The organism is Brevundimonas sp. FV1ps31S (assembly GCF_058681265.1).
In genome coordinates this window covers 570415-595542 of the sequence record NZ_CM178735.1, presented here as the reverse complement: position 1 = coordinate 595542, position 25128 = coordinate 570415, and the positions used below count along the sequence as shown (strand labels likewise).

General features: G+C 68.7%; 25 protein-coding genes, 1 tRNA gene and 1 riboswitch. Of the genes, 15 read left to right on the top strand and 11 right to left on the bottom strand.

Going from position 1 to position 25128, the window contains the following annotated elements; genetic code table 11:
• Window positions 1-81 precede the first annotated feature (81 nt).
• Window positions 82-1986: a TonB-dependent receptor gene (locus tag ACVPT3_RS02785; RefSeq protein WP_492042692.1), complete on the top strand. Its 1905-nt coding sequence runs from the start codon at window positions 82-84 to the stop codon at window positions 1984-1986.
• Between the two features lie 54 nt (window positions 1987-2040).
• Here the strand turns inward: ACVPT3_RS02785 and ACVPT3_RS02780 are convergent, their stop codons facing one another.
• A complete protein-coding gene (locus tag ACVPT3_RS02780; protein WP_492042691.1) occupies window positions 2041-2490 on the bottom strand; it encodes a SufE family protein in 450 nt (149 codons plus the stop codon).
• Window positions 2491-2649: 159 nt separating this feature from the next.
• Between ACVPT3_RS02780 and ACVPT3_RS02775 the strand changes: the two genes are divergently transcribed.
• Window positions 2650-4356, top strand: coding sequence for a sensor histidine kinase (locus ACVPT3_RS02775; protein WP_492042690.1), 1707 nt, complete (start codon window positions 2650-2652; stop codon window positions 4354-4356).
• A 4-nt stretch (window positions 4357-4360) separates the two neighbouring features.
• On the opposite strand, the gene ACVPT3_RS02770 is transcribed toward ACVPT3_RS02775, so the two are convergent.
• Window positions 4361-5257, bottom strand: a complete 897-nt coding sequence (locus tag ACVPT3_RS02770) for a hypothetical protein (RefSeq protein WP_492042689.1) — start codon at window positions 5255-5257, stop codon at window positions 4361-4363.
• Between the two features lie 56 nt (window positions 5258-5313).
• Here ACVPT3_RS02770 and ACVPT3_RS02765 point away from each other — a divergent pair, with 56 nt between their 5' ends.
• Window positions 5314-5643, top strand: coding sequence for a DUF1491 family protein (locus tag ACVPT3_RS02765; protein WP_492042688.1), 330 nt, complete (start codon window positions 5314-5316; stop codon window positions 5641-5643).
• Window positions 5644-5741: 98 nt separating this feature from the next.
• Window positions 5742-6302, top strand: coding sequence for a phosphatase domain-containing protein (locus tag ACVPT3_RS02760; RefSeq protein WP_492042687.1), 561 nt, complete (start codon window positions 5742-5744; stop codon window positions 6300-6302).
• 7 nt (window positions 6303-6309) lie between these two features.
• On the opposite strand, the gene ACVPT3_RS02755 is transcribed toward ACVPT3_RS02760, so the two are convergent.
• On the bottom strand, window positions 6310-6714 hold the full coding sequence (locus ACVPT3_RS02755) for a winged helix-turn-helix transcriptional regulator (protein ID WP_492042686.1): 405 nt from the start codon (window positions 6712-6714) through the stop codon (window positions 6310-6312).
• Between the two features lie 110 nt (window positions 6715-6824).
• Between ACVPT3_RS02755 and ACVPT3_RS02750 the strand changes: the two genes are divergently transcribed.
• Window positions 6825-7571, top strand: a complete 747-nt coding sequence (locus ACVPT3_RS02750) for an SDR family oxidoreductase (protein WP_492042685.1) — start codon at window positions 6825-6827, stop codon at window positions 7569-7571.
• Between the two features lie 145 nt (window positions 7572-7716).
• Here the strand turns inward: ACVPT3_RS02750 and ACVPT3_RS02745 are convergent, their stop codons facing one another.
• Window positions 7717-8664 (bottom strand): aspartyl protease family protein, encoded by a 948-nt coding sequence (locus tag ACVPT3_RS02745; RefSeq protein WP_492042684.1) that lies wholly within the window; start codon window positions 8662-8664, stop codon window positions 7717-7719.
• 187 nt (window positions 8665-8851) lie between these two features.
• On the opposite strand from ACVPT3_RS02745, the gene thrC reads away from it, so the two are divergent.
• A complete protein-coding gene (gene thrC / locus ACVPT3_RS02740) occupies window positions 8852-10228 on the top strand; it encodes a threonine synthase (protein ID WP_492042683.1) in 1377 nt (458 codons plus the stop codon).
• A 132-nt stretch (window positions 10229-10360) separates the two neighbouring features.
• Here the strand turns inward: thrC and ACVPT3_RS02735 are convergent, their stop codons facing one another.
• The gene (locus tag ACVPT3_RS02735) at window positions 10361-10669 is read right to left on the bottom strand and encodes a CsbD family protein (protein WP_492042682.1); all 309 of its coding nucleotides are present in this window, start codon (window positions 10667-10669) and stop codon (window positions 10361-10363) included.
• A 30-nt stretch (window positions 10670-10699) separates the two neighbouring features.
• On the opposite strand from ACVPT3_RS02735, the gene ACVPT3_RS02730 reads away from it, so the two are divergent.
• From ACVPT3_RS02730 to ACVPT3_RS02710, 5 genes are all read left to right on the top strand, one after another.
• Window positions 10700-10825, top strand: coding sequence for a hypothetical protein (locus ACVPT3_RS02730; protein WP_492042681.1), 126 nt, complete (start codon window positions 10700-10702; stop codon window positions 10823-10825).
• An 89-nt stretch (window positions 10826-10914) separates the two neighbouring features.
• Window positions 10915-11925 (top strand): helix-turn-helix transcriptional regulator, encoded by a 1011-nt coding sequence (locus ACVPT3_RS02725; protein ID WP_492042680.1) that lies wholly within the window; start codon window positions 10915-10917, stop codon window positions 11923-11925.
• Window positions 11926-12044: 119 nt separating this feature from the next.
• Window positions 12045-12761, top strand: a complete 717-nt coding sequence (locus tag ACVPT3_RS02720) for an IPTL-CTERM sorting domain-containing protein (RefSeq protein ID WP_492042679.1) — start codon at window positions 12045-12047, stop codon at window positions 12759-12761.
• Between the two features lie 196 nt (window positions 12762-12957).
• A complete protein-coding gene (locus tag ACVPT3_RS02715) occupies window positions 12958-13440 on the top strand; it encodes an IPTL-CTERM sorting domain-containing protein (RefSeq protein ID WP_492042678.1) in 483 nt (160 codons plus the stop codon).
• Window positions 13441-13647: 207 nt separating this feature from the next.
• Window positions 13648-14325: an IPTL-CTERM sorting domain-containing protein gene (locus ACVPT3_RS02710; protein ID WP_492042677.1), complete on the top strand. Its 678-nt coding sequence runs from the start codon at window positions 13648-13650 to the stop codon at window positions 14323-14325.
• A gap of 140 nt (window positions 14326-14465) precedes the next feature.
• Here ACVPT3_RS02710 and thrB read toward each other — a convergent pair whose 3' ends face one another.
• From thrB to ACVPT3_RS02695, 3 genes are all read right to left on the bottom strand, one after another.
• The gene (gene thrB, locus ACVPT3_RS02705) at window positions 14466-15422 is read right to left on the bottom strand and encodes a homoserine kinase (RefSeq protein ID WP_492042676.1); all 957 of its coding nucleotides are present in this window, start codon (window positions 15420-15422) and stop codon (window positions 14466-14468) included.
• Window positions 15423-15425: 3 nt separating this feature from the next.
• Entirely contained in the window at window positions 15426-17171 is a 1746-nt protein-coding gene (locus ACVPT3_RS02700) for an amino acid kinase family protein (RefSeq protein ID WP_492042675.1), read from the bottom strand.
• Window positions 17172-17276: 105 nt separating this feature from the next.
• Window positions 17277-17438 (bottom strand): hypothetical protein, encoded by a 162-nt coding sequence (locus tag ACVPT3_RS02695; protein WP_492042674.1) that lies wholly within the window; start codon window positions 17436-17438, stop codon window positions 17277-17279.
• A gap of 169 nt (window positions 17439-17607) precedes the next feature.
• A riboswitch (SAM riboswitch) is annotated at window positions 17608-17721 on the top strand.
• A 79-nt stretch (window positions 17722-17800) separates the two neighbouring features.
• Between ACVPT3_RS02695 and metX the strand changes: the two genes are divergently transcribed.
• The 4 genes from metX to ACVPT3_RS02675 all read left to right on the top strand — a co-directional run bounded on the left by metX (window position 17801) and on the right by ACVPT3_RS02675 (window position 20639).
• Window positions 17801-18838, top strand: a complete 1038-nt coding sequence (gene metX, locus ACVPT3_RS02690; protein WP_492042673.1) for a homoserine O-succinyltransferase MetX — start codon at window positions 17801-17803, stop codon at window positions 18836-18838.
• On the top strand, window positions 18835-20016 hold the full coding sequence (gene metB, locus ACVPT3_RS02685) for a cystathionine gamma-synthase (protein WP_492042672.1): 1182 nt from the start codon (window positions 18835-18837) through the stop codon (window positions 20014-20016). Before metX ends, metB begins: the two co-directional genes overlap by 4 nt.
• A 52-nt stretch (window positions 20017-20068) precedes the next feature.
• Window positions 20069-20143 (top strand) — tRNA-Glu (locus tag ACVPT3_RS02680).
• Window positions 20144-20372: 229 nt separating this feature from the next.
• The gene (locus ACVPT3_RS02675) at window positions 20373-20639 is read left to right on the top strand and encodes a hypothetical protein (RefSeq protein ID WP_008262121.1); all 267 of its coding nucleotides are present in this window, start codon (window positions 20373-20375) and stop codon (window positions 20637-20639) included.
• Window positions 20640-20664: 25 nt separating this feature from the next.
• Here ACVPT3_RS02675 and ACVPT3_RS02670 read toward each other — a convergent pair whose 3' ends face one another.
• The 3 genes from ACVPT3_RS02670 to ACVPT3_RS02660 form a co-directional block, all read right to left on the bottom strand.
• Window positions 20665-21609: a hypothetical protein gene (locus tag ACVPT3_RS02670; protein WP_492042671.1), complete on the bottom strand. Its 945-nt coding sequence runs from the start codon at window positions 21607-21609 to the stop codon at window positions 20665-20667.
• A gap of 4 nt (window positions 21610-21613) precedes the next feature.
• On the bottom strand, window positions 21614-22774 hold the full coding sequence (gene carA, locus ACVPT3_RS02665; protein ID WP_492042670.1) for a glutamine-hydrolyzing carbamoyl-phosphate synthase small subunit: 1161 nt from the start codon (window positions 22772-22774) through the stop codon (window positions 21614-21616).
• A 100-nt stretch (window positions 22775-22874) separates the two neighbouring features.
• Window positions 22875-25094 carry a glycoside hydrolase family 3 N-terminal domain-containing protein gene (locus tag ACVPT3_RS02660; RefSeq protein ID WP_492042669.1) on the bottom strand — a complete coding sequence of 740 codons (2220 nt, stop codon included), beginning with the start codon at window positions 25092-25094 and terminating at the stop codon, window positions 22875-22877.
• Between the last annotated feature and the right edge of the window lie 34 nt (window positions 25095-25128).

Genomic DNA, 25128 nt, shown 5'->3' with positions numbered 1-25128 from the left:
CCGTCGGCGAGATCGTGGTTCTGGGTCGTCGCACAGCACCGCACGACCGAACCCTGGGCGTCGGGGGGGGTGACCGAGCGGATGTCGCCGTCCAGCCGCTCGATCGAGACCGACCTGCTGCACGCCGTGGGCGCCACGCGCCTGTCCGACGCCCTGGAACTGGTCAGCGGCGTCAGCCAGCAGAACAACCGAGGGGGCGTCATGGACAATTTCGCCGTTCGCGGCTTCCTCGGCACGCCCGACGGCGGGGCGGAATATTACGTCGACGGCTTCCTGGCCAATCGGGGCATGGCCCCGCCGCGCGACCCCGCCACGGCCGAGCGGATCGAAGTGCTGAAGGGGCCGGCCGGCGCCCTGTTCGGCGACATCGACCCGGCCGGCCGGATCAATATTGTCTCGAAAACTCCACGCTTTACCCCGGACGCCGTCTTCACCGGCACGGTCGGCTCCTTCGGTCTGCGCCGCGGCGAGCTGGATGTGACTGGCCCGATCTCGGAGGCCCTGGCAGGCCGACTGGTGCTGGCGGGCGAGACCAGCGAGGGCTGGCGCGACCATGTGGGGATGGACCGCACCTCGGTCGCCCCGTCCCTGACCTGGCGGCCCAATGATGATCTGCGCCTGACCTATGTGGGCGAGTTCACCGTCTTCTCGACCCTGTTCGACCGGGGCATGCCGGCGGTGAACGGCGACGCCCTGGCCCTGCCGGAATCCAACTATTACGGCGAACCCAGCGACGGTCCGACCCGGTTCCGCAACGAACGCCACCAGATCACCGGCGAATACCAGATCAGCGACAACTGGAGCCTGAACGGCGGCGTGGCCTGGCGCGGCGGCTCGCTGAAGGGCCTGTCCAGCGACCATTCGCGCCTGGTCGGCGACAGTCTGTGGCGCCAGCGTCGAGGCCGCGACTTCACCGTCGAAGACCTGTCGGCCCGGCTGGAGCTGAACGGCGTGGTGGCGACCGGCCTGGGCGTTCACACTCTGGGCTTCGGGGTGAAGGCCTATCAGCTGACCTATGGCGAGAAATGGCTGCGGATCAATCCGACGGCGGCCAATCCCTATCCGATCGACCTGTTCAATCCCGTCTATGGCGCGGTCCCCAGCCCCACGCCCCTGCCCTTCACCGACAATCTGGAGACGCGCGAGGTCGTCACCCTGTACGCCCAAGATCTGTGGGAGGTGAACGACCGCCTCAGCCTGGTCGCCGGCCTGCGCTGGGACGACTACAGCCAGACCATCCGCAACAACCGCACCGGCGCCGTGGGCGAAAACAAGGACAGCCCGGTCGATTACCGCTTCGCCGCCCGCTATCGCCTGACCGACGCCCTGACCGCCCACGCCAGCTATGGCGAGTCCTTCGTGCTGAACTCCGGCACGGGCCGGACCGGCGCCGGCTTCGCCCCGGAAGAGGGCAAGGGCTACGAGATCGGCCTGTCCGGTGCCTGGGAGGGGATCGACCTGGCCGCCACCGTCTTCGACATCGAGAAGACCAACATCCTGACCAGCGACCCGGTGGACGCCAACTATCTGGCCCCGGTCGGCAAACTGACCTCGCGCGGGATCGAGTTGGACGGGTCGGTGCGGATCGGCGAGACGTGGCAGGTGGTCGCCAACTACGGCTGGACTGACGCCAAGGCCGACGACAGCGCCTTCGCCACAGACGCGGTCTTGAACGTGCCCGAGCACTCGGGTTCGCTGTTCATGATCGGCCGGTTCGCCACGCCGCACGGCACGGACTGGTCGCTGATGGCGGGCGCCGCGTACGTCGGAGACCGGGCCGGCGCCCTGACCGTCAACCCGGTGCGCCTGCCGGACTACTGGAAGGCCAAGGCGGCGGTCGAATACGGGATCACGCCTCAGGTCACGGCGCGGGTCGAGGTCGACAACCTGTTCGACGAGCGCTACGCCGCCAGCTCGTACAGCGCCCTGTGGATCTTCCCGGGCGCCCCACGCAGCATCCGCGCCTCACTGAGGCTCGCGTTGTAGTTCCTTCACTCTGGACCCAGGCGGCGTGCTCCAAATCAGGACGAGGAGGGATCCTCAGCCCGCCGCACCGTCCGCCGCCAGCGCCGCCTCCCGGATCCGCCCCACCATGCTGTTCAGGCCGTTGGCGCGCTGGCGGGTCAGGGCCGAGGGCAGGCCCAGCCGGTCCAGGGCGGCCCGCGCGTCGAAGGCTAGGATCTCGGCCGGGGTGCGGCCGGAATAGAGTTTCAACAGCAGGGCGATATTGCCCTTGGACAGGGCGCTGTCGCTGTCGGCGGCGAACCACAGCCGCCCCCCGGCTGCCGTCGTCGCCAACCAGACCTGGGCGGCGCAGCCGGGCACCTTGTTGGCCTCCAGGCGGTCGGCCTCGTCCAGGAGCGCCAGCCCCTTGCCCAATTCGATCACATATTCGATGCGCTGTTCCCAGTCGCCCAGCAGGTCGAAATCCTCGACCAGTTCGGCCAGGGTCTGGTCCAGGCTGTCGGTCGGGGGGGCGCGATCGGTCATGGTCGCCAGATAGGCCGCGCCGCCGTTAACGACAACCGGCCGATTTGTCCCCCGCTATTCATGGTGAACGGACGTCTGCTTATCGCCTGGAACGGGAGCGGCCTCGCACCGACTCGCCGCCCGGTTTAGGTTCGGGGCAAGAAAGCAACGGCTGATCTCTTGTACGTCCATCCGCCACAACTCCGGCCGACCCTGCCCGCGACGGACGCCGGGCGTGCATCGACGGCGGCGCCGTCGCTGCTGGCCCTATGGCACGCCTGCTGGGCGGTGGCGGTCACCGTGACCGCTTTCGCGACCCAAACCTTCGGCCGCCAGACCCTCGGCGGCGAGGGCGGCGAAGTGCTGGGGGCGCTGCTGATCATGGCCCTGCCCGGCATTGGCGGCGTGGCCCTGATGGCCTGGGACTCGGTGGCGCTGCGCTTCGCCTTGATGGCGGCCTGGCTGCTGGCCTCGGTGGCGGCCGCCGGCCTGACGGGCGGCGCGACCGGCGCGGTTCCTGGCCTGCTGGTCATGCCCCTGGCGGCGGGGATCGTGCTGGATCATCCACGCATCGGCGACGGTCGCCTGACCCAGGTGGGGATCGCCGCCCTGGTTCTACCGCTGGTCTCGGGCCTGATCTCGTCCGCTCTGAACGGCGCAAGCGCACAGCCGCCGGTCCTGGCCGCGGTCTCGGGCCTGCTGGCCCTGGCGGCGACCGCCGCCGCCATTCGACTGACCTGGGGCGAACGCCAGCGCCGGCTGATCGCGGCCGAGGCGGAGACCCGCCGGGTCGAGGCGGTGCTGAACGCCCAGCCTGGACTGACCCTTCTGCTCGACCTGACGGGCCGGGCCGTCGCCGCCTGGGGCAGCCCGCCGCCGTCCCTGTCGGTCGAGGCGCTGATCGACCAGGGCCTGATCGCCGCCGTCCACGCCCCCGACCGTCCCGCCATCGGCGCCGCCCTGCAAAGGGCCGCGGCCGGCCAGACCGCCGAGGTCCTGTTCAGCCCCCGCCTCGCCCTGGACCGTCGCGTGGTCATGATACTGCGCCGCTTCGACCATCTGGGCGACCAGCCCCGCCTGATCGCCCAGGCCTTCGACGGCACCGCCCAGTTCGCCCGCGAATTGGGGCTGGAGACCGCCCGGGTCGAGGCCGAGGCCCAGAGCGCGGGCAAGACCCGGTTCCTGGCCAATATGAGTCACGAGTTGCGCACCCCGCTGAACGCCGTCATCGGCTTCGCAGACATCATGCGCCAACGGCTGTTCGGCCCCCTGCCCGACCGCTACGCCGGCTACGCCGACTCGATTCACCAGGCTGGCGGCCATCTGCTGGACCTGATCAACGACGTGCTGGACCTGTCCAAGATCGAGGCCGAACGCTACGAACTGGCCATCGAGACCCTGGACGCCCGCGATCCCGTCTCGGCCGCCGTGGCTCTGATCCGCGTCCAGGCCGACGACAAGGGGGTCGATCTGGCCCCCGTCCTTCCGTCCACGCCCCTGACGGTCCAGGCCGACCCGCGCGCGCTGAAACAGATGGCGCTGAACCTGTTGTCGAATGCGGTGAAATTCACGCCGGCGGGCGGGTCCGTCACCCTGACCCTGGATGGGGTCGGCCCCTATCTGGAGCTGATCGTGTCGGATACCGGCGTCGGCATTGCGCCGGAGGATCTGCAGCGGATCGGCCGTCCGTTCGAACAGGCCGGCGACGCCGACCAGAAGGCCCAGGGCACCGGCCTGGGCCTGTCGCTGGTCCGCTCCCTGACCGAACTGCACGGCGGCCGGATGAGCATCGACAGCACCCTGGGCGAGGGCGCGGCCGTCATGGTGCGCCTGCCGGTGATCGAGGTCGTTCCAGCCGAACCGCCGGCCGGACCCGTAGAGGCCTAGCCCTCTAGACCTGTCCCATGGACAGGAAAGCGCGACCGGCGGCGAAATCGCCGACCTCGAAGATCGACCGCGCCACGCTGCCGTCCCGGAACTGGAATTCGACGGTGAATATCTCGCGCGGGTCCAGGGTCGATAGGGCGTCAGCCGCCGTCGCCGGGAAGACCCAGGCCTGGCCGGCCGAGCGCCCCTTGACCAGCAACCCCGCGTCGGACGCCGTGACGCCCGAGGCCCAGACGGAGCGACGCTGCGCCAAAGGCGGCAGTTCGCGGGCCAGCCACGGCCGCGTCGCCACCGTGGAATCGCGCATGACGATCCGCGCGCCGGTCGGCCGCGACCGGCCGCGCCAGGACACCACCGCCGTCAGCTGATCCGGCCGATTGAGACCGCCGACCACGCCGAACCGCACGGGCGAGGCCCCGGTCACGGTCCCTTGCATCAGCCGCCAGGTCGGGCGCGCATAGGCGGCGCGGTCGGCGCTCCAGCCCGCCCGCTCGCCGGGGAAATCCATCCGCGCGGTGCGCGACCAGCCGGCGAAGGCGGCGCGGACCCGGCCGCCGACCGTCTTCAGGTCCTGGGAATCACAAGGCGTGGCGGCCGCGCGCGACCGGGCCCGGCCCGCCGCCTCGGCCAAGTCGCGCTCATTGCCGCCCGCGCGCAGGGCGGCGCCCCGCGCCTGCCAGGTCGCCGCGGTCAGGGCGGCGGTCAACTGCGGCTGGAACAGGCCGCAGCGGGCGCTGGCGGCCAGGACGAAACTGCGTTCGTAATAGCGGTCCGCCGGCGAGGCGGCGGCCATGACCGGCGTCGCCAGGATCGGGCCGCCGATCAGCACGGCCGCGATCAGGGCCGAGATCGGGGCCGAGATCGGGGCTTGGGTTCGCCGGGTGTAAGAGCCTATCCTCATGCCCCGACCCTGGCACGTCCCGCCTTTGGGTCTGGTTTCCGTACAGGGTTAGCGAATTGCTTCTTTCCAGCGACCTTTGGGTCAGCGCCCTGATCCGCCGGGCCGAGATCGAGGGCGCCTATGCGACCGTGGTCAAGAAGGGCGACGACCGCGCCGGCTCGGTCATCGTCAAGGCCTACGACACCTCCAACCGCACCGCCAAACTCTACACCGAGGCCTTTGGTCAGGACGGCGAACGCCTGTGGATCCAGCCGGTATCCAGCGACAGCGAGGCCGAGCTGGACGCCTATATCGCCCGCCAGCGCGGCTACGACCCCGACCTCTGGGTCGTCGAAATCGAAGACCGCCAGGGCCGGCATTTCATCACGGAGAAGGTGCAGGGGTAGGGCGGGCTCAGGAGTTCTCCCGACTTGTACGCGATCGGCGACGGGACTAGCTAAGGTTCAAGCCAGAAAACAGGCCCTCAGGGTCGGGAGATCGAGCGTTGAAGACCTGGCTGCTTTCGGCGCTGGCGGCGGGCGCCGCCTTTCTTGCCCTGACGCTCGGGTACGAGGTCGGGCTGTTCAGCTCCGGCAATATCCACCGGCTTGACGCCCAGGCCGTCCGATCCGCCCAACCCACTCCGGAACGTTTGGAAGCCATCCAGGCGACCTACGGCGTTCGCAGCGTGATCAACCTCAGGGGCGAAAACACCGGGTCCACCTGGTACGACAAGGAGGTGGCCGCCAGCCGTCGCCTGGGCCTCGTCCACATCGACTATCGGATGAGCGCCAAGGACCGGTTCAACCCTGCGCAGGCGGCCGAACTGATCGCCGTCATGCGGGCGGCGCCCAAGCCCGTCCTGATCCACTGCAACGGCGGCGCAGACCGCAGCGGCCTCGCCTCGGCGCTCTATCTCGCCGCCATCGCCCATCAGGGACACTTCCGCTCCGAGCTGCAGCTGTCCCCGCTCTACGGCCACATCCCCCTGCCCTTCCTGCGGGCCTTCCCGATGACCTCCTCCTTCGAAGGTCTGGAACACTGGTTGGGCCTCTCGGACGACTGACGGCCCCCTACCCCTTGCGCCCGTCGAACGCCGCCCGCGCCGTCTCGATCCGGTCGATGTTCGTCTCCGCCCAGGTCCACACCCCGCAAAACGCCTCGGCCAGGGTGAAGCCCAGGTCGGTCAGTCTGTATTCCACCTTGGGCGGGATGACCGGATGCACCGTGCGCACCACCAGGCCGTCGCGCTCCATCTGGCGCAGGGTCTGGGTCAGCATCTTCTGGCTGATGCCGCCGACCAGCTCGCCCACGCGCGTGAACCGCGTCTCGCCGTGTTCGGCCAGAACCTCCAGGATCAGCATGGTCCACTTGTCCGCGACCCGGCCGATCACCTCGTTGACCAGGGCCTCGACACGCGGATCGGCGACCTCCCCGGTCTCGGGATGCGAAATTCTTGCGGGGGGAACAGCCGTCATATCCATTTCTTCCTTTGCAGTAAGTATGGCGGTTTCCAGTGCCTACTTTCCAATGGAGAGCGACCGTCATAACTGAGTTTCCGCACTGACGCACCCCTGAGGAGAGGCCCATGAACATCGGCGGAAACACCATCCTGATCACCGGCGGCGGCACAGGCATCGGCCGCGCCCTGGCCGAAGCCCTGCACGCGCGCGGCAATCAGATCATCATCACCGGCCGTCGCGAAGACGTGCTGAAAGACGTCGCCGCCGCCAACCCCGGCATGGCCTGGGCGACCCTGGACGTCGCCGACCCCGCCGCCGTCGCCGCCTTCGGGGAACAGATCGTCAAGGACCATCCCGCCCTGAACGCCGTCATCCTGAACGCCGGGATCATGAAGCCCGAAGACCTGACGGCCCGCCCGTTCGACTTCGCCACGGTCGAGGCGACCATCGCCACCAATCTGCTGGGCCCGATCCGACTGACGGCGGCCCTGCTGCCGCACCTCCAGGCCCAGCCCGCCGCGACGATCATGACCGTCACCTCCGGTCTGGCCTTCATCCCACTGGCTGCGACCCCAACCTATAACGCCACCAAGGCGGCCACCCACTCCTGGACCGAGTCCCTGCGCCATCAGCTGCGGGACACCGCCGTCGAGGTGCTGGAACTGGCCCCGCCCGCCGTCGCCACCGACCTGATGCCGGGCCATGCCGAGAATCCCAACTCCATGCCCCTGGCCGACTATACGGCCGAGGTGATCGGCCTGATCGAGCGCGGAAACACCCCGCGCGGCGAAATCCTGGTCGAACGGGTCAAGCCGCTCCGCTTCGCCGAGGTCAACGGCTACGAAGCCATGTTCGAGAGGCTGAACGGCTGAGGCTTTCTCCCTCCCCTTCATGGGGAGGGGAGGGGCGGCGGAGCGGAGCGCAGCCGGGGTGGGGCAGTCAGCGCCTCGCTCACGCCCATTCGGACCCCACCCTGATCGCTGCGCGATCGTCCCTCCCCATGAAGGGGAGGGAGAATTACGCTCCCACCGTGATCTCCAGCGGTCGCGACATGAACAGCCGCACCCCGCCCAGGTCCAGCGCCAGCCGCCGATCCTCGAACGCCCCCATGCCGATCAGGGCCCTGGGGAAGCCCGGCACAGGCACGTCGTCATAGATGGCCACCTCCGCGTTCCGGTACAGCGCGTCGCCGAACGTCAGCGTACGGACCGTGACCGCCTCGGCCCGCACCACCCCGCCCAGCACCAGGCTCTGTCCCGGCCGCCGCTCGCGTCCGTCCAGCAGGCCGGCCGCCTGGGCCGTCTCGCGCGTCACGGCCAGAACGGCCGAGGCGCCGGTGTCGATCACCGCCTCCACCGTCGCCCCTTCGACCGTGATCCCCGCCTGCAAGGCCTTGCCCGCCCGCGTCACCGCCACCGAAGCCATATCCGGCGTCGGCGCCCAGGCCTCGGCAGCCACAAACCGCATCCGCCGTCGCCCCGTGTCCAGCTCCAGCACCAGTTCGCGCAGCATGTCCTGCCCCAGGATCAGCGGCGCTCCCAGCCCCTGTTCCCCCGCCAGCGGCCCCAGATCCAGGATCGCCGCCCGCAACCCGTCCAGCCTCAGCTCCCCGACCGCCACGTCCATCGCGGCGCCCCGCCCGACCTGCGGCTCGCCCCCGACGCCGTAAGCCACCATCGGAATGCTGAAGACGTCGGTCAGGCCCAGCCTCTGCACCAGGGACCGGTCGATCACCGAATACTGGGCCCCGGAATCCACCAGGGCCCGCACGCTCAAGCCATTGACCTGCACCTCCACCGTCGGGGTCGGCGCCCGTCGCTCGGCATAGCCCAGCCAGCCGGACGAACCGTCGGCCCCAAACCCCAGGCTCGGCCCCTTCCACAGCACATGGTCTCGCAGCCACCAGGCCCCGCCCACAGCCCCGGCGACCAGGCCCAGCCGGATCAGAAGATCGCGTCGTCTCATCCCCCAGACATGGACCGTCCGCTGCTCAGGCGCCAGCGGGGACGATGGTCGCAGTCCCCGTCGCGCGCTCCGGGCGGCACGAATTTGTCGCACAAACGCATCGCCCTCGCCCACCCGACAATTTCCTCCCCCAAACCCCCAGAAACCGGATGACGCCGCCGCCCCGGCTGGTTACGACCAGACCATTATGAGCACCTCCAGCGCCCGTTACGTCTCCACCCGCGGCCAAGCCCCCGAGACCGACTTCACCGACGCCCTGCTGCGCGGCATCGCCCCCGACGGCGGCCTCTATATGCCGACCGCCTGGCCCACGCTGTCGCCCTCCGCCTGGGCCAAGACCGCCGACTACAAGTCGATAGCCCTGCAAGCCGTCGCCCCCTTCATCGGCGACGCCCTGCCCGCCGGCGCGCTCGACCGGGCGCTGGATCGGCTGACCACCGGCTTCGCCCACCCGGCTGTCACCCCCCTGGTCGAGCTTGAGCCCGGCCTGTTCGTGCTCGAACTGTTCCACGGCCCGACCGCCGCCTTCAAGGACCTGGCGATGCAACTGGTCGCCACCCTGACGGACGAGGCCCTGGCGGCGTCCGGCGAGCGTCTGACCATCCTGACCGCCACCTCGGGCGACACGGGCGCAGCCGCCGTCCGCGCCTTCGCCGGCGCCAAGTCGGTCGATCTGGTGGTCCTCCACCCACTGGACCGCGTCTCGCCGGTGCAGCGCAAGCAGATGACCACGGTCCAGGCCGACAATGTGCTGAACCTGGCCGTGCGTGGCGATTTCGACGATTGCCAGCGTCTGGTTAAGGGGCTGCTGGCCGAGGAGACCCTGCGCGAACGCGGCCGTCTGTCCTCGGTCAATTCGATCAACTGGGCGCGGCTGGCGGGCCAGATCCCCTATTATGTCTCGGCCACGGCCCAGCTGGGCGGCCCGGCGACCTTCGTCGTCCCGACCGGCAATTTCGGCGACGCCTTCGCCGGCATAGCCGCCACCAAGATGGGTCTTCCATCGAACGGCTTCGTCGCCGCCGTGAACCAGAACGACGCCCTCGCCCGCGCCGTCAACGACGGAATTTACTCACGCCGTCCCGCGGTCGAAAGCGGCAGCGTCTCCATGGACGTCCAGGCCCCGTCCAACTTCGAACGCCTGGTCTATGAAGCCACCGGCCGCGACGGCGACCGCACCCGCGCGGTGTTCGAAACCTTCGCCCGCGACGGCGCCGTCGCCTTCGATCCGGACCTGCTGGCCGCCCTGCGCGCCGCCGTCTCGGCCGTCTCCATCGACGAGAGAGAAACCCAGGCCGAGATCACCCACGCGTACGAGGCCTGGGGCCGCGTCGTCTGTCCGCACACAGCTGTTGCGCTGGCCGCCGCCCGCCGCGTCGACCGCTCGACCGGCCCGGTCGTCGCCCTGTCCACCGCCCACCCGTCCAAGTTCGGCGCCTTCGTCTCCGACGTCCTCGGCTTCGAACCCGAGCCGGCGCCGGTCATCGCCGCCCTCGGCGACCAGGCGGAGCGGATGACCATCATCGACGGAACTCTGGACGCGGCCCTGGCCGCGATCCGCTAACTCTCCCTCCCCTTCATGGGGAGGGGCGGCGAAGCCGGGGTGGGGCCGTCAGGATATCTCGATCACGCCCTTACGGGCCCCACCCTGATCGTTTCGCGATCGTCCCCCCCCATGAAGGGGAGGGAGAACTTTCTACCGCCGCCGCGTCAGCATCCCGACCAGCATCAACCCCACGCCCGCCACCGACAGCGTCGTCACCAGCGGCCGCTTGCGCGCCTCGCCGGCCACGGCCCGCGCCTTGTCGCGATAATCGACCGGGGCCTTTTCGACCAGCCGATCCACGGCGTCCATCGCCTTGCCGAAGGTGTCCAGCGACCGGCCCTTGGCGTCCTCGAACGCCCCCTCGACCTGCAACTTCTGGTCGCCGACCAGCTTGCCGAAACCCTTTTTTGTCTTGCCGGTCGCCTGGGAAGCGGCGCCCTCGATCCGTTCGTCAGTCATGATGAAATCTCATTCTCGGGGAGTGCGGCCGTGGCCGCATCAACCATCAAACCCCAGACCGCCGTTCAGTTCCAGCGACAAGGCGGCGCAGCCGCCTCACCGGTCCGGGTCGGTGCCGGCCACGACCGCCGCCCCGCCGAAGAGACCGGCTCTTGACGGAGGCCTCATGGCGCGCGCGTATGCTTAACGGGCGATCCTCCTGACCCTGTATCAGAGACGAGGCCCGCGTTTTCGTGAGTTGCATTTTGACTGACGCTACAGTCGACCAGGCTGCACACGCGCACGCGAGGATCGAGGTTCTCAGGTTCTCGACCGACGACCTGCCCGCCGACGACCGTTACCGCGCCTGGTATATGCGGGACTGGCCGCGCGCCCAGCCGATCTATCGCACCAAGCCGATAGAGCCGTTCGACACCCGCTGGGTGTCGGCCCAACTGGGGCCCGTGACCTTCGCCCGCGTCGAGATCACGGCCATGCGCTGGGAGCGGCGCCTGGCCGATGTTCGAAACTCGGATTTCGATCCGGTCGTCGTCAGCCTGATGAAGTCGGGCGAGGCCCAGGGCGACTTCGACGGCCGCCCCTTCCACGAGACGCCGGGCACGTTCCATTTCCACGATCTTGGCCGGACCTCGCTTCATGTCTCAACGGCCAGCCTGACCTATAATCTGGTGCTGCCGCGCGCGCTGGCCGACCATTGGTTCGGCCCCTTGGGAGACCTGCATGGGCTGGTCGTGCCGGCGGACCAGGCGAAGCTGGTCTTCGCCCTGGCTGAACAGGTCAGCGATCTCTTGCCCACCCTTGAGGCCGAACAGGCCGAACGGCTGGGGCGGATGTTCCTCGAGGCCTTGGCCGTCGCCCTGGCCGCCGTGCGGCCCAATCGGCCCCCGCCGCCCAGCGCCCGGGCGCTGCTGCGTCGGCGCGCGGAAGAGAGGATCGAACAGCGACTGACCACCGGCGAGCTGACGGTCGAATATCTGTGCGACGCCCTCGGCGCCACGCGGGCCCGGCTGCTCGCCGCCTTTTCGGCCGACGGCGGCGTGCGCGCCTACATACTGATCCGGCGACTGGAACGCAGCCGCCTCGCCTTGGCCGACCTGGAGCGGAACGAACCCGTCGGCGCCGTCGCCCACCGCCTGGGCTTTTCCGACGCCGCGCACCTCAGTCGCGCGTTTCGCCACCGCTACGGCATGACGCCCCGGCAATATCGCGACCTGCTTCGTGCGGATCGCGAAATGTCGCCCCCTGGAGGGGAATAGACGGTTTTCGTTCAATTCTCTGAGCTCACGATCCAAGAAATCATCGGCCCAACGATTAAGGCCCAGCTTAGATTAGCGGCCTGCCAGGCGCATCGCCCAGGCGCCGACGCGGGGCGAACATGTTCAATATCCACAACACGCGCAGGGGCGGGCGCGGGTTCACGTCTGCTTGGCGGCTGTTCCCTCTGGCCCTCTTCGGCCTGTTCCTGGCCGCCGGGCCCGCGGCCGCCCAGACCGAACTCGTTACGAACGGTTCGTTTGAAGGCAACCTCGACAGCTTCAACGACGTGCCGGGCTGGACCGGTGACCCCGGTCCTTGCGGCTATACCGCACGAATCGGCGGCGCGAGCTCTCGGCCCGCCGCCACCGCCGGCGCCCAGGTTCTCGAACTGGCGACGGGATCCTACACCATAACCTGTACGGTCTATCAGGACATCGCCATTCCAGCCGGTGCGACGGGCGACCTCACCTACGCCATCGGGGTGAACGCAACGGCGGCGTCCGCGAGCACGCTGAAGTTCGAGATCGTGCCGACGGTCGGATCGCCGGTGACCGTCTATAGCTGGGCGGGAACCTCGCCCGCCGAGACCCTGGCGGCTCGCACCCCGGTAAGCATCGCGCCCTATGCCGGACAGACCATCCGACTGCGGGTCACCCACGACCACGTCAGCCAGTATTTCAACTCGTACCTGGACGATGTGTCGGTACGCGTCACCGTCGCGACCCCGCCGGCCCCTGTCCCGACGCTGGGCGAGTGGGCGATGATCCTGTTGGGCTTCGCTCTGGCCGCCGGCGCAGCGCTGTATGTCCAGGGACGGCGTGGAAGGTTCGCCTGAGGACCGGCGGCGTCGACCTGGTGCGCACGGCGGGCGACGGTGGAGCCGCCTCCCCGCCCCGCGCGAGGTCAAGACCGGACCTGCGTCCAATTCTTCAGCAGGCGATACAAGAGACAATCTCCTGCCCCGCAGCCAGCACAGCTAGAACAACCCCGGGCCGTGGGGCGTCCCCTGTCGGGGTCGAAGGGGAATTAAAATGCTTAAAATCAAAAGCGTGATTGCACTCGCTGGACTATTCACCGTGATCGCTTCCGGCTCCGCCTCGGCGTGCGGCGGCTTCCCGTTCTCGCAAGGCCCCGGCCTGGGATCGAGCACCCGGTTCAACCTCAGCCTGGACGCAGGCGATGTAGTCACGGTGACCTACAGCAGCCCCGGCTCCGTCTCCTTCGGCGTGTCCAAGTCGGCTCCCGGCGCAGTCGAAGACATTGTTCCCTTGACCACCGGTCCGGTGAGCGGCGTGGCCACCTATGTCGCCGCCACGGCATCGGCGAATTACAACTTCACCGCCTCGCGCGCTGGGCCTTTCGACGACCAGTACGCGAGCGTCAGCTACACCTGCGCAGCCGCCCCGGCGCCTGCCCCTGTGCCGACGTTGTCCGAATGGGCGATGATCCTGTTCGGCCTGCTGATGGCCGGCGGCGCAACCCTCTATCTCCAACGCCGTCAGTTGGCTGTTTGAGCCGATATTCACCGGCTCGTTCGCCGGAGCGGTTATCGGCGTTACAGCGCCCAGTTGCTGCGGCCCGCCGGTCGCTGTGGCAGGACCGTACAGCACGCCGCCAGATGGCGTTCCGGTTCGGAAACCGTTGATCGAGTCCCTATTTATGGTTATCGCCCAATGGCATGGGCCTAACCATATTCAGTTTTGTTGACCTTGGGGAACCCAGTGCTTAAAATTTTCTGCGCCCTTGTCGGGGCGTTTGCTGTCGTTGCTTTGCCGAATGCCGCGCTGGCCCAAACAACCGTGACTTCAAGCCGAGCCGCCTGGGTCAACCAGACAGGGACCGTGGCGTCCAGGGACTCGAATTCCAACAGTTTCACGGGTTACACTGGCGGCGACGATTACCGGAGCTATATCAGCTACGCCATTCCGGCCAGCGCCAGCGCGTTCACGTCGGCGGTGATCCGGGTCAATATCGAGGGCGTCTCCAACGGGCCTAACGACCTGACTGTGTATGATGTTTCCTCTGACATCTCGACCGCGGCGGGGACGGACCTCTATGCCGACTTCGGCAGCGGCACGGTCTTCGGCACGATCACCGGTCTCAACACCTCGAACGCGACGGTCGACATCACGCTGAACGCCGACGGCCTCGCGGCCGTGAACGCGGCCCGAGGCGGCGAAATCTCGTTCGGGTTTGTCAGTTCACCAACGGCTCCCCCCACCGAAGACGCCGTGTTTTCCGCCTCGAGCGACGGTACGCTGCGGCAGCTCATCCTAACCCCGACAGCAGTTGCGCCTGCGCCGGTTCCCACAATGGCGGAATGGGCGATGATCCTGTTCGGCCTGCTGATGGCCGGCGGCGCGGCGCTCTACATTCAACGTCGGCGAATGTTCGCCTGAGGCTGATCGCCGAAGTCAGAGCGGCTCCGCCGGTTGCGGCGGAGCCGTTTTCATGTCCGCCTCTCCCGCTCGGCTGACAGTCCCGCCATCCGCTTGGCCACCGCACCCTCTACACTCTGTTTTTCACGCAAGGCCGACCTTCAGGCCGTCTCCAGCGCCCGCCAGTGGTCCATGCGGCGCAGGAAGACCGCCGGGTCCTTGGGCGTGACCAGTTTGGACGGGTCGTGGAAGATGCGGTCGTGCAGGCGGGTGACGGTGAACCTCAGGGCCGCCGCCTCGCCCAGTCGCGGCAGGGCCGCGCGCTCGGCTTCGCTCAGCGGCCGCACCGCCTCATAGCCGCGCTGGAAGGCGGCCAGGGCCTCGGGCATCGCCCGCCCCTCGGCGTCGAACCCCCAGGCCGACAGGGCGATGGCCAGGTCGTAAACCAGGGGGCCGGTGCAGCCGAAATAGAAGTCGATCACCGCCGACACCGCCCCCTCTTCGAAGAGGATATTGTCGGGGAAATAGTCGGCATGAATGGCCCCGACCGGCAGATCATCCGCAAACGGATCACCCAGCCGCGCCAGCGCCGCCTCCACCTGATCCAGCAGCACCCGGTCCTCGCCCGAGGCGCCCGCCGTGCACCGGTCCGCCAGCCGCCGCCACATGGCCGGCCCGACCGGGTTGTCCCGCCGCCCGGCGAAGCCGGACGCCGTCTGGTGCAGCCGCGCCAGCACCGCCCCCGCCGCCGCCTGATCGGCTTCTGACGGGTTGCGCAGCCAGGCGCCGGTCTTCCATTCGATCACCGCCGCGGCCCGGCCGTTCAGCCGCCCCAGCCAGCCGCCCGACCGGTCTTCGATCGGCGTCGGGCACGGAAAGCCCCGCCCCGCCAGATGGGCCGTCAGCCCCAGGCAGAAGGGCAGCGACGCCTCGTCCGTCCGCGCCTCGAACAGGGTCAGGACGAACCGCCGCCGGGCTGCCCCCTGCCGGGTCTCCAGCCGGTAGTTGGTGTTCTCCACCCCCTCGGCGATGGCGGTCAGTTCGACCACCTCGCCCAGGTCGTAGCCGGCCAGGAACCGCCTGGCCTCGTCCAGCGATACAGGGGTGAAGACGGCCATGACCTAGTTCAGGCCCGCGTCGGCGCGCCGCGCACGCACGATCTCGGCCAAGTCCGCCATGATGCTCTCGGTCGTGGCCCAGCGGCCGGCGCCCCGGCCCCGGCAGCGCCACACCCGACCGTCGGCGCCATAAACCTTCAGCGCATTGCCCTCGCCGCAAAGGCTGGAGAACAGCGGATCGCCGTGCTCGGCTGTCAGCTTGACCGAGGGCGCGATGACCCCGTCCTTCAGATGGGCGGCGCCGATCTGGCGCACCCCGCCGTCGGCCGATGTGGCTTCGGTCAGATGGTCGCGCGGAACCTCGCCGTCGGGCGAGCGGCCGAAGGCCTCGTGGCACAGCAGCCGCACCTTGGCGGCGGCGTCCAGACCCTCCAGGTCCGCCGACGGATCCTCCTCGGCAAAGCCCGCCGCCCGGGCGTCGGCCAGGGCCTCGGCGAAGGCCGCGCCGTCGCCCAGCCGCTCCAGCATGAAGTTGACCGTGCCGTTCAGCACCGCCTCGAACCCGACCACCTCGCCGGCGGCGCGGGCCGCCCGCACCGTCTCGATCATCGGCGAACCGCCCCCAACCGAGGCCGACCAGAAGATCCGCCGGCCATGGGCCCTGGCCAGCTCCTGAAGTCCGCCGGGATCGCGGCTGACCGCCTGTTTATTGGCGCTGGCCACGTCGCAGCCGGCCTCCAGCGCGGCGCGGATGACCGCATGGCCCGCCTCGCCTTCCGACAGGGCCTCCAGCACGATGTCCGGCTTCTTGGCCCAGAGGACGGCCGGGTCGGCGGTGAACAGGGACTGGGGACAGGCGACGTCGCGGACCTTCTTCGGATCGCGGACCAGCACCCCGACCACGTCATAGCGCGGGTCGCTGAGCAGCCGGGCCAGGACCCCGCCGCCCACCACGCCGCAGCCCGCGACCGCCACCTTCAGCGGCGGCAGGGCCGGGGCCGGTCCAGGGGGGGCCGACTTCTTGCCGATGACCGTGCCGTCGGCCCGGTCCAGAGCCGCGACCTCGATCTCCACGCCCCGGCTCTCGCCCAGGTCGATGGCGTCGTGCTGGACCAGCGCCCCGCCCAGTTTGCGCGCGACGTCCCAAGACGCGCGGCGATAGCGCAGGGCCGGGGCGGTGCGGTCGTTCGGATCATGGTCGTACAGGCCGTCGACGTCCTTCACCAACCGCACCTTCTTCAGGCCCAGCTCGGCCGCGAGGAAGACCGCCGTCAGGTCCGATCCGCCCCGGCCCAGCAGGGCGATCCGCCCGTCCGGCCGCACTGCCCCGAAACCAGGCACCACCACCACCTCATGCCGGTCCAGCGCCTGCTTCAGATGGTCGGGCCGCAGGCCGCAGGGGCGCGAATGCTCCGGCTCGCCCTCGGCGACGATGCCCAGTTCGCGCACCGACAGGGCGCAGGCGTCCAGGCCGATCCGGTCGCAGGCGATGGCGACCAGGGCCGCCGACTTCTCCTCACCCAGGGCCACATAGCCGGGCAGCAGATCGTTGGAATGGGCTAGGCCCAGCGCCCGCGCCTCGCCCAGCATCTGGTCCGTCGCCCCGCCGAAGGCCGAGACCACCGCCACCACCTTGCGCCCCGCCCGCACATGGCCATAGACGGCCGAGGCCACCAGCGGCGCCTCCGCCGGGCTGCGCAGGATCGACGACCCGAACTTCAGCACCACCACCTCAGCGGCGGCCTGGGCGGGCCGACTGCTGGGATCGGGGTTCTCGGATTTCTCTACGACGGCGAGGGAGGCGGACATTGGGGTTTCTCGGGAATGTTCGGAAGGGGGGTGGGGTGAAAAAGAAAAACCCCGCCAGGCGGACCGGGCGGGGTTCGGGTTCTGCGGTTGCCGGGGTCCGGCGCGCTAAACTCGTCCCGCCCGTGAGGGCATGGTGGTGGTGGTGCCGGTGGTGCCGCCAATAATCGAGCCGCCAAGGGTCATGCCGAGACGCGTCGCGGCAAGGCCGGCGACGGTCGAAACTTCGGCGATGATCAGGCGCTGTTGCACAGGGCTGGTCCGGTTCAAATCTGAGGCTAGAGTGCTTGGATCACCCCCGCAGTGTCAAGCCGCGTTGGATGATTTTTTCACGACAACGCGCTTTTGGTCCGTTTCAGGCCCATTCGAACCGCAGCGCCCGCTCCATAGGGTCGAATTTTTCGCTTGACCGGCACCCTGGCTTTGATCAACGTAAGGTCACTCATCAAGACCGGCTGAGGGATTAGGCCCTTTGACGCCGGGGCAACCATCGGGTTTCCGCCCGAAACGGTGCCAACTCCTGCGGGGTCCTTCGGGCCGCGAGAGATGAGTGGAGCATCGACGAGGCGACGCTCCACGATCTGTCACCGCATCGAGCCTTGCTGAGGCGAGAACGATGCGGACGAAGATAGATGACCTTGGCTGAAACATCCCTGCTCGAAGAGCCCGCCTGTCGGCCACAGCCGATTCAGACGCCCCGTGAACGCGGCGGCGCCCGCGACGTCATCGTCTCCATTCCCGCCGACTTCCGCCTGGCCTCGGGCGAAAAACTGAGCCAGCCCAATATCGTGGGCCGCATCCACGGCCGCGCCGGCGCCCCGGTCGTCGTCGTCGCCGGCGGCATCTCGGCCGGCCGTTTCGTCCATCGGACGGAGACCAACGGCCTGGGCTGGTGGTCCGGCGCAGTGTCGGTGCGCGGCCCGACCGACCTGAGCCGGCTCCAGGTTCTGGCCGTCGATTTCGCGCCCGGCGCCGAGTTCTCCGACACGCCCGTCACCATCACCACCCACGACCAGGCGCGTCTGCTGGCCCTGGTGCTGAACCATCTGAAGATCGAGCGGGTCGCCGCCTTCGTCGGCTGCTCCTACGGCGGAATGGTCGGCCTGGCCTTCGCCGAACTGTATCCTGACTGGGCCGAGCAGCTGATCGTCGTCTCGGCCGCCCACCGCGCCCATCCGCAGGCCACCGCCTGGCGCGGCATCCAGCGCCGCATCCTCCAATTCGCCGTCGCTGCCGGCCGGCCGGAAGAAGGCGTCGCCCTGGCTCGCGAATTGGCCATGACCACCTATCGTACGGCCGAAGAGTTCAACGACCGGTTCGAGACCACCGCGCCGGACGCCGTCGGCGGCGCCTATCCCGTCTGCGACTATCTGACGGCGCGAGGCCAGGCCTACCGCACCCACACCACCCCGGCCCGCTGGCTTTCGATGTCCGATTCGCTGGACCGCCACAGCGTGACGCCCGAGGCCATCACCACCCCCGTCACCCTGATCGGCTTCACCTCCGACCGGCTGGTGCCGATCGACGACATCCGCGAACTGGCCGCGCGGTTGCCGACCCTGTGGCGCTTCGTCGAAGCCCCCTCCCTGTATGGCCACGACGCCTTTCTGAAGGAGGACGCCTTCGTCGGCGACATCCTCCGCGCCGCTTTCAAGGACATCAAAGCATGACCCGCCGCCCCGCTGATCCACACACCATCGCCGCCCGTACGGGCGTGGATTCGGACACGGCCCATGGCGCGGTCATGCCGCCGCTCTATCTGTCGTCCAACTATTCCTTCGCCGGCTTCGAACAGAAGCGGAAATACGACTACAGCCGCTCGGGCAACCCCACGCGCGACGTCCTGGCCGAGACCCTGGCCGAGCTCGAAGGCGGCGCCGGCTGCGTCATCACCGCCACCGGCATGGCCGCCGTCGATCTGCCCCTGGCTCTGCTGGAGCCGGGCGACCTGCTGATTGCCCCGCACGACTGCTACGGCGGCACCTGTCGCCTGCTGAACGCCCGCGCCAAGAAGGGCCATTTCGAACTGCTGCTGGTCGACCAGGGCGATCCCCAAGCCCTTGAAGCCGCCCTGGCGCTGAAGCCGAAACTGGTTCTGGTCGAAACCCCGTCCAACCCCCTGCTGCGCCTGGTCGACGTCGCCGACATCTGCACCCGCGCCCACGCCGCCGGCGCCAAGGTCGTCTGCGACAACACCTTCCTGTCGCCGGCGCTGCAGAACCCGATCAAGCTGGGCGCCGACTTCGTCGTCCACTCGACGACGAAGTTCATCAACGGCCATTCCGACGTGGTCGGCGGCGCCGTCGTCTCGGCCGACGCCGAGGATCATCAGACCCTGGCCTGGTGGGCCAACTGCACCGGCGTGACCGGCTCGCCCTTCGACGCCTATCTGACCCTGCGCGGCGTGCGGACCCTGTTCGCCCGGATCGAGCGGCAACAGGCCACCGCGGGCAAGATCGCCGAACGACTGGCCGCCCACCCGGCGGTCAAGGTGGTTCACTATCCCGGCCTTAAGTCGCACCCCAACCACGCCCTGGTCGCCACGCAACAGGCCGGACCCGGCGCCATGCTCAGCTTTGAGCTGGAAGGCGGAACCGACGCCGTCCGCGCCCTGGTCGAAACGCTGGAGATCTTCACCCTGGCCGAGTCCCTGGGCGGGGTCGAAAGCCTGATCGCCCACCCCGCCACCATGACCCACGCCGCCATGACCCCCGAGCAGCGCGCCACCGCCGGCATAAGCGACGGCCTGGTGCGGCTGTCGGTCGGGCTGGAGCATGTCGAGGACCTTGTCGCCGACCTCTTCCCCGCCCTGGACGCCGTCGTCCCGGCCAAGGCGGAAGCGGCGTAAGTTTTTGCTTGCAGCAGGGACCGATCCGGGGCAAATGCGCCGCCCCGGCTGCGGTCCCTTCGTCTATCGGTTAGGACGTCAGGTTTTCAACCTGAAAAGAGGGGTTCGACTCCCCTAGGGACTGCCACCGGGTTTTAGGCGAGGCGTGATCGCCCGGCGGATCCCATCGCCGCCGCCGACAATCCCTCCGACCACGGTTAATCAACCCACAACCCTTTTGACCGGATTGCGGCAGCAAGCCTTTCGATTCGCGGACCTTTTTTCGGACACGCTCGGGAACTATCCACAGAGGGAGTGGTTCATCCACAGACCCCCTGGTGCAGAAGCGCCCCTTCTCCCCATCCCATGAGTGGTTCATGTTCATCGCCATCGCCCGTCCGGCGGTGGAGCCCCAAGGCCCCGATCTCGTCGCTGTCCCCGGCTCTTCCGCCATCCCCGAACCGACGCCCCGCGCCCTGCACGCCCGCCTTCTGGAAAACGCCGCCCTGAGACGGATGCGCGGCCAGGAACGGCGCCGCGAGCAAAGGCTCGACGACGCCGACTATTGGCTGCACGCCGCCCCCATGGCGGTGCAGAAAGCCAGTGCCCTGCGCGAGGACAAGAGTTTCGCGCCCCTGCCCTAGATCGCCCCCGCCCTAGATAAAGGGCCTAACGCAGCTCCGGCGTCCTTCGCCGCAGGGACGTCTTCAGCTTCTCGAGCCTCTGGCTCGCCGACTTGGGCCGCACGCGTTTGCGATGCTCAAGCCCGCCGCCCCACAGGGTGTGGACCGCCGCGTCGAGATGCGGATGGCGGTCGTGCTGGTGTACGATGGCGCTGAAACCGCCGTCTGGATTGATCACCCGCCCCTCTTCGAAGGCCAGGCCCTCGCCGGCGGTCAGGCCCAGCGTCGCCACCCGCCCGTAATTCGGCTGGATCCGCGCGTCGATCAGTCCTTGATGGACGGCCAGATTGAAGCCGGCCTGGTCGGCGCCGAAGGCCCCGCCGATCTCGGAACGGGGCGTCGCCGCCAGCGATAGGATCAGCCGCGACAGCCGGGTGACCTCGGCGCGCGGTCCCATGACGGTGCCAACGCACAGACAGGCGCGGTCCGCCAGCGACGCCGCGAGCCCTTGGCCAAACAGGGCGCGGAGATGTTTCATGTTGAAGGCGTGCTCCCCCAGGTGCGCCTCGGCCTCGACAAAGGCCTCCAGCCCGACCGGAGCGGGCGCAAACGGCGCGGCCTGGAAGATGACGTCGCGCACGTCGCAGGCCAGCGCCGCGCCCGGTCGGTCGCCCAGCAGGCCGGCAAAGGCGACAAACCTCTGCATCACGGGATGAGGCGCCCAGCCCCGCCAAGCGGGGGCGTCGACGGCGGTGACGTCGTATCGGTCCAGAAAGCCGCGCAGCTCAGGGTCTGCGTCCACCACCAGGGCGACAGAACCGTCAAACACAGCGCGCAGAGACAACACGAATGGGGCGATGTCGGCCGCGTCATAGCCGGTGGCGTAGCCGACCACCGCATCCCCGTCAGGCAGGGGTTCGGTCCGGCGTCCGACCTCCAGCGCCTGGGCCAGCCAGTCCAGATAGTCCGACCGGACCGCCCCCTGTTTCATGGCGTCAGCGCGGACCCATCAGGTCGGCGAACCGGTCAAACAGATACAGGCTGTCGGCCGGCCCCGGCGAGGCCTCGGGATGGTGCTGAACGCTGAAGATCGGCTTGTCCTTGACCGCGATGCCACAGTTGGTGCCGTCGAACAGGCTGACGTGGGTTTCGGTCACGGCGTCGGGCAGGCTGTCGCGATCCACGGTGAAGCCGTGGTTCATCGACACGATCTCGACCTTGCCGGTGGTCAGATCCTTGACCGGATGGTTGGCGCCATGGTGGCCCTGTTCCATCTTCACCGTCTTGGCGCCCAGGGCCAGGGCCAGCATCTGGTGACCCAGGCAGATGCCCATCAGGGGCTTGCCGCTGGCGACCAGCTTCTGGATTTCAGGCACAGCGTATTCGCCGGTCGCGGCCGGATCGCCCGGCCCGTTCGACAAGACGACGCCGTCGGGATTGCGGGCCAGAACCTCTTCCGCCGTCGTCGTGGCCGGGACCACGGTGATCTTGGCGCCGGTCGAGGCCAGGGCGCGCAGGATGTTGCGCTTCACCCCATAGTCGATGACGACCACCGCCTTGCGGCCCTGGGTCTTGGGGTGGCCTTCCGGCCATTCCCACAGGCCCTCGTCCCATTCGAACGCCTGCAGCGTAGAGGCGGGCTTGGCCAGGTCCAGGCCGACCAGGCCGGTCCAGGCGCGCGCCTGAGCGATCAGGGCGTCCAGGTCGAACTGGCCGTCCGGATTATGGGCGATGACCGCATGGGGGGCGCCCTTGTCGCGGATGATCTTGGTCAGGGCGCGGGTGTCCACGCCGGCCAGACCGACGACGCCGCGCCGCTTCATCCAGTCGTCGAAGCTGGCGTCCGACCGATAGTTGGCCGGATCGGTCGGCACGTCGCGGAAGATGGCGCCCCGCGCCGAGGTGTCCGAACCTCCGCCCATCTGTTCGATGTCTTCGACATTGGTGCCGGTGTTGCCGACGTGCGGGAAGGTGAAGGCCAGAATCTGGCTCATGTAGGACGGGTCGGTCAGGATCTCCTGATAGCCGGTCATGGCGGTGTTGAAGACCACCTCGCCCAGGGCCGATCCGACAGCGCCGACGCCGATCCCTTGCAGGATCGTGCCGTCGGCGAGCGCGAGGACGCCCGTAGCGCCCGGAAGAATCTTGGTCGTCATGGGCGCGCTCCTACACACGAATCCCGCCCATATGGAGGCGGAAGACAAACGGCGGGGTCGTTAAGCCCTGCCGTGCGCCGGGTCAACGACCATCCGCATTCTAAGCCGGGCCGACCAGACGGAACTGGGCCGCCGAACCGCCCTGAGCATGGGGCGCCAGCCACAGATCGAACAGGCCCGGCTCGATCCGATAGGTGTTGTCCTCGCCGATGAAGCCCAGTTGGCGGGCGTTCAGGGTGAAGCGCACCGTCTCGCTCTGGCCCGGCCGCAGCGTCACCCGCTTGAAGTCCTTCAGCAACCGACCCGGCTGGGTCAGGCTGGCGACCCGGTCGTGGGTATAGAGCTGGACCAGTTCCTCGGCGACATGGGCGCCCTTGTTGGTGACGGTCACGGCGACATCCAGCGTGCCGGCCCAGGCCAGTTCATTGCTCGCCATCTCGACGGGACCATAGACCACCTCGCCATAGGTCAGGCCGTAGCCGAACGGATAGAGGGCCGTATTGGTCGTCTCGCGATAGCGGGCCTTGTATTCCTCGACCGGCAGGGCAGGATTGGCCGGGCGGCCGGTGTTCTTGTGGTCGTACGAATAGGGCTGCTGACCGGACTTGTGCGGGAAGCTGACCGGCAGGCGGGCCGACGGGCCGTGCGAACCGAAGATCACGTCAGCCACGGCGTTGCCCATCTGCTCGCCCAGGAACCAGGTGACGACGATGGCCTGGGCGTTCTTGACATTGCCCTCCAGCGCCAGGGCCCGGCCGTTGCGCAGCAGGATGACCATGGGCTTGCCGGTGGCGGCCATGGCGTCGACCAAGGCCTGTTGCGGGGCCGGGACGACGATCTCGGTGCGCGACTGCGCCTCGCCCGACATCTTCTGGCTCTCGCCGATGGCCAGAACGATGACGTCGGCGTTTGCGGCGGCGCGCACAGCCTCTTCGATCCCGCCGTCCAGCGGGGTCTCAATGCCCGAACCGCGCGCGACGGTCAGGCCTTGCGGATCGGTCATAGCGGCGCGGAAACCGGCTTCCAGCGACACGCGACGCTCGGGCGCGCCCCAGATGGTCCACGGTCCCCAGACATTGTCCACGTCATCGGCGAACGGGCCGATCAGGGCGATCTTCTGGCTCTTGTTCAGCGGCAGAAGCTGGTTGTCGTTCTTCAGCAGCACCACAGCCTTGCGACCGGCCTCGCGCGACAGCTCAATGTGCTCGCGCGAACCGACCACGGCCTTTTCACGCGCCGGATCCGTGCCCCGATACGGGTCGTCGAACAGGCCCAGGGCCGCCTTGGTGGTCAGAAGACGACGCACAGCCTCGTCCAGCCGAGCCATCGACACTTCGCCGCTGGCCACCAGGCTGGGCAGGTGTTCGAGATAGAGGCCCGACACCATCGAGACATCGACCCCGGCGTTGAAGGCGATGCGCGCCGCGTCGCGGCCGTCCTCGGCAAAGCCGTGGGCCACCAGTTCCTGTTCGGAGGTGTAGTCGGAGACGACGAAGCCCTCGAAACCCCATTCGCCGCGCAGGATGTCGGTCAGCAGCTTGCGGCTGCCCGAGGCGGGCACGCCGTTGACGTCGTTGAAGGCGCTCATGATCGACAGGGCGCCGGCGTCCACCGCCGCCTTGAACGGCGGCAGATAGACCCCGCGCAGCGTCTGTTCGCTCATGTCGGTGGTATTGTACTCGACCCCGCCGATGGCGCCCGAATAGGCGGCCATGTGTTTGGCGGTGGCCAGGACGGCGTCGCGATCGTCCAGACCCTTGTCGCCCTGGAAGCCGTGCACCCGGGCGGCGGCCAGCAGATTGTTAAGCAGCACGTCCTCGCCGGCGCCTTCGACATTGCGGCCCCAGCGCTGATCGCGGGCCACGTCCACCATGGGGGCGTAGGTCTGGTGCACGGCGGACGCCGCCGTCTCGACCGCCGCCGCACGGGCCGTGCGGCGCGCCAGGTCGGTGTCGAATGCCGCAGCCTCGGCCAGCGGCACGGGGAAGATGGTGGACAGGCCGTGGATCACGTCCGCCGCGAACAGCAGCGGGATCTTCAGCCGGCTTTCTTCCATCGCCACCTGCTGGATACGGCGGCCGGTATCAGCGCCGATGCCGTTGAACAGGGAGCCCACCTTGCCCTCGCGGATCATGGCGGTGACGCGCGCGGGATCGCCCGTGCCGTCCAGCGGGTTGACCGCGGTGGGCATCCAGCGGAACGGATCGGCCAACAGGTTCAGTTGTCCCGCTTTCTCCTCGACCGTCATCGCCGCGATCAGATCCTCTATCCTCTGGCGGTGACGTTGAACGGTGCGGGAGATTTCAGCGGAAACAGGCATGGGGAAGACTCCGGCGCCCATCAGGGCGAGAAGC